Origin of the sequence: Polaribacter butkevichii (genome assembly GCF_038024105.1) — a bacterium.
In the GTDB taxonomy this organism is placed as follows: Bacteria; Bacteroidota; Bacteroidia; order Flavobacteriales; family Flavobacteriaceae; genus Polaribacter; species Polaribacter butkevichii.
The window spans coordinates 801,079-814,425 of sequence record NZ_CP150661.1 but is presented as its reverse complement, the minus strand read 5'-3'; the positions used below and the strand labels follow the sequence as shown (position 1 = coordinate 814,425).

Annotated in this window: 12 protein-coding genes; 10 read left to right on the top strand and 2 right to left on the bottom strand. The window is 28.6% G+C overall.

All coding sequences use genetic code 11. The features are described from left to right. Positions 1 to 6 precede the first annotated feature (6 nt). From WG951_RS03110 to WG951_RS03080, 7 genes are all read left to right on the top strand, one after another. Positions 7 to 1,272 carry an MBOAT family O-acyltransferase gene (locus WG951_RS03110; protein WP_245893497.1) on the top strand — a complete coding sequence of 422 codons (1,266 nt, stop codon included), beginning with the start codon at positions 7 to 9 and terminating at the stop codon, positions 1,270 to 1,272. A gap of 4 nt (positions 1,273 to 1,276) precedes the next feature. Continuing rightward, positions 1,277 to 2,203, top strand: a complete 927-nt coding sequence (locus WG951_RS03105) for a hypothetical protein (protein ID WP_146105260.1) — start codon at positions 1,277 to 1,279, stop codon at positions 2,201 to 2,203. A gap of 258 nt (positions 2,204 to 2,461) precedes the next feature. After that, positions 2,462 to 3,568, top strand: a complete 1,107-nt coding sequence (locus tag WG951_RS03100) for a glycosyltransferase family 4 protein (RefSeq protein WP_245893496.1) — start codon at positions 2,462 to 2,464, stop codon at positions 3,566 to 3,568. After that, positions 3,565 to 4,284 carry a WecB/TagA/CpsF family glycosyltransferase gene (locus WG951_RS03095; protein ID WP_105048744.1) on the top strand — a complete coding sequence of 240 codons (720 nt, stop codon included), beginning with the start codon at positions 3,565 to 3,567 and terminating at the stop codon, positions 4,282 to 4,284. Before WG951_RS03100 ends, WG951_RS03095 begins: the two co-directional genes overlap by 4 nt. Positions 4,285 to 4,327: 43 nt before the next feature. After that, positions 4,328 to 5,428, top strand: a complete 1,101-nt coding sequence (locus WG951_RS03090; protein ID WP_105048743.1) for an MraY family glycosyltransferase — start codon at positions 4,328 to 4,330, stop codon at positions 5,426 to 5,428. A gap of 117 nt (positions 5,429 to 5,545) precedes the next feature. Beyond that, positions 5,546 to 6,304, top strand: coding sequence for a polysaccharide biosynthesis/export family protein (locus WG951_RS03085; protein ID WP_105048742.1), 759 nt, complete (start codon positions 5,546 to 5,548; stop codon positions 6,302 to 6,304). A gap of 14 nt (positions 6,305 to 6,318) precedes the next feature. Beyond that, positions 6,319 to 8,655, top strand: a complete 2,337-nt coding sequence (locus tag WG951_RS03080) for a GumC family protein (protein WP_105048741.1) — start codon at positions 6,319 to 6,321, stop codon at positions 8,653 to 8,655. Positions 8,656 to 8,766: 111 nt separating this feature from the next. Here the strand turns inward: WG951_RS03080 and WG951_RS03075 are convergent, their stop codons facing one another. After that, positions 8,767 to 9,432 (bottom strand): HAD family hydrolase, encoded by a 666-nt coding sequence (locus WG951_RS03075; RefSeq protein ID WP_105048740.1) that lies wholly within the window; start codon positions 9,430 to 9,432, stop codon positions 8,767 to 8,769. A 44-nt stretch (positions 9,433 to 9,476) separates the two neighbouring features. After that, on the bottom strand, positions 9,477 to 9,893 hold the full coding sequence (locus WG951_RS03070) for a thiol-disulfide oxidoreductase DCC family protein (protein ID WP_105048739.1): 417 nt from the start codon (positions 9,891 to 9,893) through the stop codon (positions 9,477 to 9,479). Positions 9,894 to 10,177: 284 nt separating this feature from the next. On the opposite strand from WG951_RS03070, the gene WG951_RS03065 reads away from it, so the two are divergent. Genes WG951_RS03065 through WG951_RS03055 form a run of 3 tightly spaced genes read left to right on the top strand, consistent with a single transcriptional unit; the run spans position 10,178 to position 13,322 of the window. After that, the gene (locus WG951_RS03065; protein WP_105048738.1) at positions 10,178 to 10,870 is read left to right on the top strand and encodes an ABC transporter ATP-binding protein; all 693 of its coding nucleotides are present in this window, start codon (positions 10,178 to 10,180) and stop codon (positions 10,868 to 10,870) included. A 2-nt stretch (positions 10,871 to 10,872) separates the two neighbouring features. Next, the gene (locus WG951_RS03060; RefSeq protein ID WP_105048737.1) at positions 10,873 to 12,102 is read left to right on the top strand and encodes an ABC transporter permease; all 1,230 of its coding nucleotides are present in this window, start codon (positions 10,873 to 10,875) and stop codon (positions 12,100 to 12,102) included. Positions 12,103 to 12,104: 2 nt separating this feature from the next. Beyond that, complete coding sequence (locus tag WG951_RS03055) at positions 12,105 to 13,322, top strand: ABC transporter permease (protein ID WP_105048736.1); 1,218 nt, start codon at positions 12,105 to 12,107, stop codon at positions 13,320 to 13,322. Positions 13,323 to 13,347: the final 25 nt, after the last annotated feature.

Genomic DNA, 13,347 nt, shown 5'->3' with positions numbered 1-13,347 from the left:
AGTATTTTGAATTTTTTTTGTGGCAAGAAAATATTTTACGCTTCTACTAAAAAAGCAAAAAAGAAATGGTTTACAATAGCATTGGTATTTTCATTATTACCTTTGTTTTATTTTAAATATGCCAATTTTTTTATCGATTCGTTTTCTAATTTGGCTTATTATTTTGGGGTAAATAGTAATAAATATGTTTTAAATGTAATTCTACCTGTGGGTATTTCTTTTTTTACTTTTCAGGCATTAAGTTATTCTATAGACATTTATAGAAAAAGAGTGGGAGTAGAAACGAGTTTAATTAGGTTTACAACCTATGTTGCTTTTTTTCCGCAATTGGTTGCAGGACCCATAGAACGTTCTACAAACTTGTTACAACAATTTTATGAAAAACACGAGTTTGATGTTAAAAGATTTGTAGAAGGTGGTAAATTATTTATTTGGGGACTATTTAAAAAAATAGTAATTGCAGATAGATTAGCGCTTTATTCAGACTCGGTATTTAATAACCCTGAAGCACATTCTGGTACAACATTAATAGTAGCAACTGTATTTTTTACTTTTCAAATTTATTGTGACTTTAGTGGTTATTCTGATATGGCAATTGGAAGCGCACGTATGTTGGGGTTTCGTTTAATGCAGAATTTTAATTTACCCTATTTATCTAATTCAATAGGTGAGTTTTGGAAACGCTGGCACATTTCCTTATCAACTTGGTTTAGTGATTATGTTTATATCCCTTTAGGAGGAAACCGTGTTTCAATAAAGCGTTGGGTATTTAATATTTTGGTGGTTTTTTTATTAAGTGGACTTTGGCATGGAGCCAATTTTACATTTGTTATTTGGGGAGCGTTACATGCATTTTATTATCTGATAGAATTTATAGGTAAAAAAATGTTAACGATTGCTGGGGGGAAGCATTTAATGGAAAAAGGGTACTATAAGTTTTTTAAAATTGTTATTGTTTTTACACTAGTTTGTTTTGCTTGGATTTTTTTTAGAGCAAATTCTGTTTCAGATGCTTTTTTAATTATTACAAAAATTGCTAGTTTTTCTGGACATTTATGGACGGGTGTATCATCTGTAACAACTGTTCTTTCTGTACTATTAATATTACTTTTAGTTAGTGTACAAATTTTGCAATTTTACAATATAGTACCAATTTATTTTTCTAAAACAAAATTGCCATGGTTTGTTCAATGGCTGTCTTATGCTTTCTTGTTAATTACAATTGCGTTGTTTGGCATGTCATCAAATGCTTTTATTTATTTTCAATTTTAAATTTATGATTAAAAAGCATAGTAGTAATAAATCTCTAAAAGAGTATTTAAAAAAAGGATTATTATTTCTATTACTACTTATAATTTTAGATAATGGAATTAACTATTTTTTATTAAATGGACTGTATCAATATTATGGTTTGTATAATAAAAATAAAATTGCGCTTGTTGGTCACTCTCATTTAATGTTGGGCATTGATAAGGTGAAAATGGAAAAAGAACTTCATGTAAATATTTCTAAATACACTAGAGAAGGTGTAAATATTGTTGAAAGAGATTTAATGATTAATCAATTATTAAAAAGCAATCAACAATTAAAACTAATAGTGTACGCTGTTGATGCTTGGATGTTTACTGGCGAAGGTTTAAGCAAGAACTCGTACAAACAGTTTTATCCTTTTATGGGAGAAAATACGATTAAGAACTATGTCTATAAAAATGCCTCGTTAGAAGATTATTGGCAACATCGTTTAATAAAATCATCAAGATATAATGAAGGGTTAGTTAGCGGTAGCTTTAGAGGGTATTTAAAAAGTTGGGATAATTTAAAAGTTGGTGCTGTAGATACAATTACTTTAGACTCTGATATTAAAAAAGGTAATTTTAGAAGGATTGTTTCTTCTTCTAAAAACAGAAGAATATTTGAGAACACCATAAAAAAAATATCAGAAAAAAACATTAAAACAATATTGTTATATGTTCCTACAACATCTAGATACAATAATGCCGAAATGGAAAAATTTAACTTAGAGATTGCGTATTTTAAAAGTATTGAATCTAAGTTTAAAAATGTTATATTTTTGGATTATAACGTTTTATATAGTTCTAATACTAGTTTGTTTTACGATAGAATACACTTAAACCCTGAAGGACAAAAATTAGTTACCAATAGTTTTATAGAATATTTACAAAAACATTTTACTACAAATTAACAAGAATTAAGGTTTCTTAAAACCACGTTTTAAGAAGTACACAATTTTATTTTAAAGCTATAATTTAACCTTTATATACATTATTTAGGCAATTAAAGTTACAAAACAGAACGCTAACTTTAAAAGTAAAGTTTTGGCATATTGTACAACATGCTAAGACTTAATTTAAAGATTTACAGAGGTTAAAGGTGTGCTTTCTTTTATTGTTGTGTTATAAAATGATGCCAAAGCAACAAGTCTTTTAAAAGAAAATAAATAATGATTAAAAAAATAGTATTCCTTTTACATCTTCCACCGCCAGTGCATGGTTCGTCTATGGTAGGTCAGTTTATAAAAGAAAGCAATTTAATTAATACACGTTTTGAAACCAAATATATAGACTTAGGTACATCAAAAACTATTGATGAAATAGGTAAAAATCCATTCGGAAAAATTTTAAGGTATTTGTCTATTGTTTTTCAGTCTTTTAAACAACTTTTAGTTTATAAACCAGACTTAATATATTTAGCAATTACTGCAAAAGGTTTTGGTTTTTATAAAGATGTTGTAATTGTTTTTTTAGTAAAATGTTTCAGAATTCCATTAGTACTTCATTTTCATAACAAAGGTGTACATACTAAACAAGATAAAAAGTTTGATGATTTTTTGTATCGAAAGGTATTTAAAAACACAAAAGTAATTCTACTATCTAAGTATTTGTATTATGATATTAAAAAGTATGTTAATGAAAGTGATGTATATTATTGTGCTAATGGTATACCTGCAATAGAAAAAGATATTGTTAGTAAATCAATAAAAAACGAAATACCCAAACTTTTGTTTTTATCTAACCTTATTGAGTCTAAAGGAGTAATTGTGTTGCTAAAGGCTCTAAAAATATTAGCTACTAAAAGTGTAGATTTTACATGCAATTTTGTTGGAGGAGAAGGAGATATATCAAAAGATATATTTACAGAAAAGGTAAAAGAACTTCAACTAGAAAAACAGGTGTTTTATCTTGGTAAAAAGTACAATAGTGATAAAACAATAATTTTTAACAATTCGGATATTTTTGTTTTGCCTTCATATAATGATTGTTTCCCTTTAGTCTTGTTAGAGGCTTCTCAGTTTGGTTTGCCAATGGTTGCTACTTTAGAAGGAGCAATACCAGAAATTATAGAAGATGGTATAAATGGCTTTTTGGTAACACAAAAAAATGTAGAGGATTTGGCAGAAAAGTTAGAAGTGTTAATAAGTAATTCTGCTCTTAGAAATAGTATGGGGATGGCTGCTAAACAAAAATATGAGCAGTCTTACACCTTAAAACAATTTGAAAATAATTTGCTAAATATTTTAAAATCCATTGATAAGAAAAAGAAGGTATGATAAAATTAAAAGACGTAATTGTAAAGGTCTATTCTAAAGACTTAGAAGAGCTGTCACTTTTTAACACAAAAAAAATAATCAATACTATAAACCCTCATTCTTATTGTGAAGCAAAAAAGGATAGCCTTTTTAGTAAAGCTCTTAATGAAAGTGATGTGATTTTACCAGACGGAACTGGAATTGTTTTGGCGGCTAAAGTAATTCAGGGTAAAACTATAAAAAAGATTGCAGGTGCAGATTTACATCAGTTTTTATTAGAAAAGGCACAGGCAAAAAAGTTAAATGTTTTTTATTTAGGAGCATCAGAAAATACATTAGGTTTAATTAGAGAGAGAGTGCGTAAAGAATTTCCTGCCATTACTGTAAATACTTATTCTCCTCCTTATAAGCCTGCTTTTTCTCTAGAAGATAATGAGAACATGATAGCAGCTGTAAATAAATTTAATCCGGATATATTATTTGTAGGTATGACGGCTCCAAAACAAGAAAAATGGGTAGATACCAATAAAGCATTTCTTAATGTAAAGGTTATTACTTGTATTGGTGCAGTATTCGATTTTTATGCAGGCACTGTAAAACGATCTAGTCCATTTTGGATAAAATTAGGGTTAGAATGGTTGCCCAGACTATTAAAAGAACCCAAACGTTTGTGGAGACGTAATTTTGTATCTACACCACTTTTTTTATTGGATTTGGTAAAAGCCAAAATTTTTTAAATTAGAAAGTAACCAAAAGAAAAATCAACTAAAACAACTAAAAATGCTACAACAAGTCTTGTCTAATTTAACGGTAGTAAGCATACTAGCTGTTATTAATTCGCTTTTATTAGTGTACTACGTAATACCTAAAATAAGTTGGGTAATTATAACCCGTAATTTAAATGAAAAACCAAATGAGCGGAGTTCTCATAAAGGAGCAACACCTACTATGGCAGGTGTAGCCTTTTTTATTACTTTAATTATGACATTGTTTTTTATTCAATATTACGACACAGAACATATTGGATTAAATTTAATAGCTAGTGCTACACTGATCTTTATGGTAGGAGTTAAAGATGATTTGGTGGTATCTTCTCCAAAAGCAAAGCTTTTTATGGAGGCATTAGCAGTATTGTTTCTGTTTTTTCATAATGCTTTAGAAAGTAGTAATTTAAATGGTTTTTTAGGCATTTTTGAAATACCATTATGGTTTGTGTACATAGCTAGCACAATATTGGTATTAACTATTATAAATGCTTATAATTTAATTGATGGTATAGATGGTTTGGCTTCTATTATTGCTATTATAATTTTTAGTGTATTTGCCTTAATTTTTTATAGCATTAACTTATTCTTCTATTATTTAGTTTGTTTAAGTTTTATAGGCATGCTATTCGCATACTTATTTTTTAATTTTTCAACAAAGAATAAAATTTTTATGGGAGATACAGGCTCTCTATTAATTGGTTTTTGTATTGCTTTTTTGTCTTTAAGGTTTATGGCGATAGACGTTAGTTTATATAGCCATTTTACTTTTAAGCCAGAAAACGGATTCTTTATTTTAATGGCTATTCTATGCATTCCTTTGTTTGATATGTTAAGAGTTATAGGAGTGCGGTTATTACATAATAAAAGCCCTTTTTACCCAGACAGAAATCATTCGCATCATGTTTTAATAGATTTTGGTATGTCTCACTTTAAAGCAACTATGTTATTAGGTTTTATAAACTACATGTTTGTAATCTTAATTATAATATTAGGAACCTTCTTAAATAGTTTTAAAATGTTAGCAGTGTTTTTTATTGCTTTCGGATTGTTTTTACTGCTTTTCTATAAATTAAAAAGAAGCATTAATGCAGCACGTTTAAAAGTAGTAAAGTAGATTAAGAAAACAGAAGTATATCTCTCAATAAAAAATAAAAAGGGAAACACAATAAAACTGTGTTTACAAGAAAAAAATAAATAACTTTTATCAACAATTAAATAAAAACAATAAAAAATGAAGTACATATATTTAACGTTTACCTTGCTTTTAATACTTGCAACCTCTTGTGTTTCTAAAAATAAGGTAGTGTATTTTGGAAATACAAATGGAATTGAAATAAATAATATACTGCAACAGTATGAACCTACTATTCAAAAAGACGATTTGTTAAGTATAACTGTATCTGCTACAAATGCAGAAGCCGTTTTACCATTTAATTTGTACGAAACTCCTGTTTCAGGAAATTCAGCAGTAGGTTCCAAACCTTTGGCTTATTTGGTAAATTCTAACGGAGAAATTAAGTTTCCTGTTTTGGGTCTTTTAAAAGTTACAGGGATAACTACCGATGCTCTAAGCACTTTGTTGTCTAATAAATTATCACAATACATTACCAATCCTATTGTAAATATTAGTACAACTAATTTTAAAGTAACAGTATTGGGAGAGGTAAATAAGCCAGGTACATACAATGTATCAAATCAGCGAATTACCATTGTAGAGGCTTTAGGATTAGCGGGAGATTTAACAATTAATGGAAATAGATTAAATATAACATTGATTAGAGAGAAAAATGGACAGCGTTTTTTTATCCCCATAGATATTACTAATAAAGAATTGTTTAATTCACCTTATTATTACTTATCTCAAAATGATCTTATTTATGTAGAGCCTAATAAAACTAAAATAAACTCCTCCGTTATTGGTGCAAATACCAGTATTATTTTTGCTTCAATTACAACATTAGTATCCATTATTGCCATTTTAACAAGATAAATAGGTTTTAAATTATGCAAAAAGAGACATCTTTAAATTATATATTTCAGGAAGAAGAACCTATAAATATACGAGAACAATTAGAAAAATATTTATTTCATTGGAAATGGTTTGTAGTAACTATAGTACTTGCACTCGCAATGGCGTATGCATATTCTTATTACATACCTAATAAATATAGAGTAGCTACTTCTATTTTAATTGGTGATGAAAGTATTGGCGGTTTATCTAGTGAGCTTTCTGCTTTTAAAGATTTAGGTTTAATAGGTGGCGGTAAAAAATCAATAGAAAATGAAATAGGTATTTTAAAATCGTATACGCTAATGGAGCGTGTTGTAAAAGAACTAGGAGTACATATTAATTTTTATAAAGAAGATAGAGTTCGTAATACAGAAATTTACAATACCGAAGTACCTTTTAAAATAGCTTTTTTTTCTAAAGAAAAAATGTATTCTTTAAATACTTCCTTTACCATTCGTTCACTTTCTGCTTCACAGTTTGAAATTGTTTTAGATGATGGAAGTGCACAAAAACATGTGTTTGGAGAAAATGTAAGTACAAAATTTGGAGACATAACAGTAACGCCTACTAACACCAAAAATATTCATATAAATGAAGTAGTAAGGGTTGTAATTTCACCACTAAAAAATGTTGTAGATGGTTTAAGAGGTGCTCTTCAAGTAGGTTTAATATTTGAAAAATCTAGTTTATTAGAACTTAGTTTAATTACTCAAAATAAAGAAAAAGCAACAGCTATTTTAAATGAATTAGTACAGCAATATAATAGAGACGCCGTTGCCGATAAAAACTTAATTGGTAATAATACAAGTACTTTTATTAATGAACGTTTAGCAGTTATTGAAAAAGATTTATCTGCCGTAGATAAAGGGGTAGAAGATTTTAAATCTAACAATAGATTAACAGGTATTCCTACAGAGTCTATGTTGGTTTTAAAAAGTAATGAAGAGTTAAGAAAAAAAATTATAGGGCTAAATACACAAATAAGATTAACGGATTATGTAATGGCATATATAACCGAAAATAAAGACAATTTAATTCCTCCTAATTTAGGTTTAAATGATGGTAGTGTAGATGCTAATACGGTACAATATAATGCGTTAATTTTAGAGCGAAATAGAATATTAAAAGGTTCTAGTGATATTAACCCAATAATTGTAAACTTAAATTCTCAAATAGCACAATTAAGAGCAAGTATTTCACAAGGACTTGTAAATTTAAAATCATCTTTAACAATTTCGTTAAATGATGCTAAAGAGGCAGAAAGTAAGGTAAACTCTAGAATGGTGTCTGTGCCAAAACAAGAAAGAGAGTTTAGAGATATTCAGAGACAACAACAAATTATAGAAAGTTTGTATTTGTATTTATTACAAAAAAGAGAAGAAAATGCCATTTCATTAGCTGTTACAGTTCCTAATGCTAAAGTTATTGATACCGCAAGAGGTAGTGATGTTCCTATAAGTCCTAAACGTAAAGTTATTTATATGATGGCACTGGCATTAGGACTCGCTATACCAATTGCAGTAATTTATTTGATGTTTTTATTTGATAATAAAGTACATAATAGTAAAGAGGTAGAAGCTATTGTTAAAGCTCCTCTTTTAGGTGAAATACCTAATACTAAAGATACAGAAAAAGTTGTAGTACATAAAGATGACAGAAGTGGTATTGCCGAATCTTTTAGAATGATTCGTACAAATTTAGATTTTATGTTAGCAGGCGTAAGAGGACGCGGAAAAACCATTTTTGTGTCTTCTACCGTTACGAATGAAGGAAAAACATTTATTGCTTTAAATTTAGCATCTGTATTAGTCCTTTCAAATAAAAAAGTATTGTTAATAGGTGCAGATATTAGAAAACCTCGTTTTGAAGAATATTTAAATATAAAATTAGGTAAAGGTCTTACGCATTATTTAACAGACAGCTCTTTAAAGGTTTCTGATGTTATTGAGCATGTAGAAGCTCTTAATATTGATGTTTTACACTCTGGAGTTATACCTCCAAATCCATCAGAATTATTAAGTAACGGACGTTTTGAAGATGTTTTAGCATACGGAAAAGAACATTACGATTTTGTAATTGTAGATACTGCTCCTGTAAAATTAGTAACAGATACAATGTTATTGGGTAAAAATGCAGATTTATTTATTTATACCATTAGAGCAAATTATTCAGACAAAAGATTGTTAGAAATTCCGGCAAAATTATACAAGGAAAAACGATTTCCTAATCTTGCTGTTTTATTAAATGATGTTGATGTAGAAAGGGGCTATGGCTATGGTTATGGTTACGGAGAAGTTGAGGTTAAAAAACCTTGGTGGAAAAAACGATGAAATAATTGCTTAACCAAAGACTAGAGTAGTAAAATTTTAATGTATTGTTGTTTAACAAAAAAAAGTTCAGTTTAACTGAACTTTTTTTTTGAATTAAAAATTTAAAGTACATTAAATAATTTTATGCAATCGTTTAAAATTATTGACAATAAAATTAGCATTTTTTAAAGTCTGATCTTCTGCCATTGGGTTTTTAAAACCAAAAACAAAAATACCAGCATCATTGGCAGCTTTTACTCCGTTATCAGAATCTTCAATTACTACACAGTTTTCTTTTGGGGTAGCACCTAAAACAGCTGCTTTTTCAAAAATTTCTGGATGAGGTTTAGATTCTGTTAAATCTGCACCACTAATTTTAGCTGTAAAATATTGATTTAAATTAAATCGATTAAAAACTCTGTCGATATTAACCATGGCAGATGAAGAAGCTAAAACTAAGGTTAAACCTTTGTTGTAGCAATGTTTTATCAATTCTTCTACACCTTTTACCAAATGTAAAGTTGGGTCATTTTCAAAGAAGTTTACATATCGTTTTCTTTTATCTAAAACCAATTCTTCTGGATCTAAGTCTAAGTTAAAATGTGCCACCAATCTCTGAAATGCATTAATGGTAGAAGAACCAGTTAAGGTTTTGTATAAATCATCAGAAACAGAAACACCAATAGAAGTAAAGGTTTCGTAATAGGCTTTTTTATGGATTTCTTCAGAATCTATAATTACACCATCCATGTCAAAAATAACACATTTTATTTCTTTTGGTAAATCCCTTTTTATCATTATATGTTTTTAGTTTGATTTTTAATTTGAGTAATAGATGTATTTTAATCTAAAAATTTCGCTTTTAATTCAGGTGTTGGTATCATGCAACTTTCTTTTTTGCCAAACCATTTGTATCTGTTTTTGGCAATATAATCATAGACGTAGTTTCTAAAACCTTCTGGTAACACTATAAAAATCTGACTTAAAGTCCAAATTCCGCCAAAAGCATTCATAATTTTTAAAGCAGCCGTAGATTTTATATCATAAGAAACACCAGGTTCGTATAAAATTATAGAATCTATTTTAGAAATATCAATACCTAATTGTTTAATTATTTTTTTTCCATTTTCAGACTGTAAAGCTGTAAATAAAAAGACGTTTTTTGTATCGTATTTTATCACTTTTAAAACAGCATCGTTGCAAAGGTTACAAACTCCGTCAAATAAAATAATTTTTTTGTTTTTTGGTAAATCAATCATTTAGGTACTTCTAAATTTAAGTAAAACAAAGATACTTTAACTTTCTCTCTAATTAAAAAGAATTTTACGATGGTTTATACAGAATTTTTTAAGAACTTTAAATTTTAATAGGCTTATTTTTTTTAAAAATAAAGTAGCTTTAAAAAAAAATATATTTTATTGTAACAATTAATTTAATTGCTCGTCTTATGTTTGTAATCAAATAAATTGGGTCTTTGTTTTAACAAAAAATTAATAAAGGCAATCAATAGCTTTCGATACTTTAGTTTAAAATTAACCAACCAATGATTAGAATAGAAAAACTACACAAATCTTACCCAATTGGTAAAGATTCTCTACACGTTTTAAAAGGTATAGATTTACATATAAAAGAAGGCGAATTTGTTTCTATTATGGGGTCTTCTGGTTCTGGTAAATCTACATTATTAAATATTGTTGGTTTATTAGACGAGCATGATGAAGGTGATTATTATTTAAATGGTCAATTAATAAAGAACTTAAATGAAAAAAAAGCGGCCATTCTAAGAAATAAATTTTTAGGATTTATTTTTCAATCATTCAATCTTATTTCCTACAAAACGGCTTTAGAAAATGTGGCGCTGCCTTTGTATTATAAAGGTATCAATAGAAAAGATAGATTAAAGTTAGCTTTAGATTACTTAGATAAAGTAGGGTTAAAAGATTGGGCAAATCATTTACCAAATGAGCTTTCTGGAGGACAGAAACAACGTGTGGCTATTGCAAGAGCTTTGGTTACAAAACCAAAAGTTGTTTTGGCAGATGAGCCAACAGGGGCATTAGATTCTACAACAACAGATTCTGTTATGGATTTATTAAAAGATATTAATAATGAAGGAATGACGGTTTTTGTAATTACCCATGAAGAAGAAGTTGCAGAACAAACAAAAAGAATTGTGCGTTTAAAAGATGGTCTAATTATTAGTGATGAATATACTAATAATACAAAAGCTGTTTAATTATGTTTGATTTAGATCGTTGGAGAGAAATATTTCAAAGTATCAGTAAAAATAAGTTGCGTTCTGCGTTATCTGGTTTTACGGTTGCGTTTGCTATTTTACTTTTTACACTACTTTTTGGTATTGGTAATGGATTGCAAAATACTTTTAAAAATGAGTTTGCTAAAGACGCCATGAACTCAATTTATATCTGGACAAACAATACTACAAAAGCATATAAAGGAAATCAAATAGGAAGAAAGGTTCAATTTAAAAATGAAGATTTTACCTACATTAAAGAAACTTTTGGAGATAAAATTCAAACCATAAGTCCGAGAATTCAGAGATCTGAAAATGTTGTTTATAAGGATGAAAAAGACAATTACTCGGTAAGAGGAGTATATCCAGAATATTATGTTTTAGAATCTGCAGAAGTTACCGAAGGACGATTTTTAAACTATAGAGATATTCATGAAAAAGCAAAAGTTGTAGTAATTGGTAGAATGGTTGAAAAGGATTTATTTGGTCAAATAAGTGCGTATGGTAAACAACTAAATATTGGAGGCATTATGTATCAGGTAATTGGTGTTTTCTCTGATCCAGGAGGAGATAGTGATGAAAGATATATTTACACACCTTTTACAACCATGCAAAAATTATATGGTAATAATGACCATATAGATGATTTTGGTATTACGTATAATCCAAATTTAAGTATCGATGAAGCAATTGCTTTTAGTAGTGAAATGCATAGAGAATTAAAGAAAAAACACAATGTTTCTCCTAATGATCAAAGAGGAATTGGGTTAGACAATTATGCTACAAATAACAAAGAAGTTTCTGGGATGATGTTTGGTTTAAGTATTTTAATTCTTGTAATTGGTTTTGGTACTTTAATAGCTGGTGTTGTTGGTATTAGCAACATTATGGTGTACATTGTAAAAGAAAGAACAAAAGAATTAGGAATAAGAAAAGCAGTTGGTGCTACACCAAAAATGATTGTTGGTATGATTATGCAAGAAGCTGTATTTATAACTGCAATTTCTGGTTATGTTGGATTGTTAATTGGAGTTGGAATTTTAAAACTTGCAGGTCCTAGTTTAGAAAAGTATTTTATTTTAAACCCTAGTGTTTCTCAGCCCGTAGTTATAGGAGCAACCTTAACACTTGTTTGTGCCGGTTTAATTGCAGGATATTTACCTGCCAAAAAAGCAGCAAGAATTAAACCCGTTGAAGCATTAAACGCAGATTAACTATGATATTTTTATTCGAAAAAGATACTTGGCAAGAAATTTATGGTAGTATTCGTAAGAATAAAACCAGAACTGCAATTACCATTTTTGGTGCATTTTGGGGAATCCTTTTATTGGTAGGTTTATTGGGTGCAGCTAAAGGAATTGAAAATAGTTTTAATAGCATGTTTGGCGATTTTGCTACCAACAGTGTTTTTATGTCTGGAAGTAGAACTTCTATGCCTTTTAAAGGTTTTCAAGAAGGAAGACAAATTAATTTAACATTGGGAGATGTAGATAAAATTAGAACAGAAGTAGATGGTATTCAGTTTGTAGTGCCAAGAAATGCAACTGGCGGACAAGTAATACATGGATTAAAAACTGGTAATTTTACCGTTTTTGGAGATTTTCCTCTAATAGACAGAGTTCAAAAAAAGAACTTAATAGAAGGCAGGTTCATCAACCAAAGTGATATTGATGAGAACAAAAAAATATGTGTAATAAGTGAAGGTGTTTATAAGGAGTTGTATGATAAAAATGAAGAAGCTATAGATACTTATTTAAAAGTAAGTGGCATCAATTATAAAGTAGTTGGTGTGTATACTGCTGGTAGATTTGAAGGTAAAAATAACGTTCATATTCCTTTTAGTACTTTTAAAATAGTGTATAATAAAGGAGACAAATTCGAATGGATGGTGGTTACTGGTAAAAAAGAATTCGACATTGTTCAGGTAGAGGCAGATGTAAAACTATTATTAAAGAATTTACATAAAATTCATCCAGAAGACAACAGAGCTTTTAGAGGTTTTAATTTAGGAAAAGAAATCTCTAAAGTAACCGGATTTTTAACAGGAATGCAGTTTTTAACTTGGTTTGTGGGTATTGCAACTTTAATAGCAGGGGTTTTTGCTATTGGTAATATTTTATTGATTACAGTAAAAGAACGTACAAAAGAAATAGGAATAAGAAGAGCGTTAGGAGCAACACCTAATAAAGTAAGACAACAAATTATATTAGAATCATTGTTTTTAACATTATTAGCAGGTTCTTTAGGAATCATTGCTGGAGGACTCATTTTAATGGTTATAGATTATTTTGAGTTATTAGTAAACCCAACCGTTAACATACCTATTGTTTTAATTGCGTATGGAGTTTTAGTAGTTTTAGGAACGTTAATTGGCTTTATACCTGCTTATATGGCAACTGTAGTAAAACCAATAGACGCATTAAGAGAAGAATAAAAAATCAACTAACAAGAATAAATAG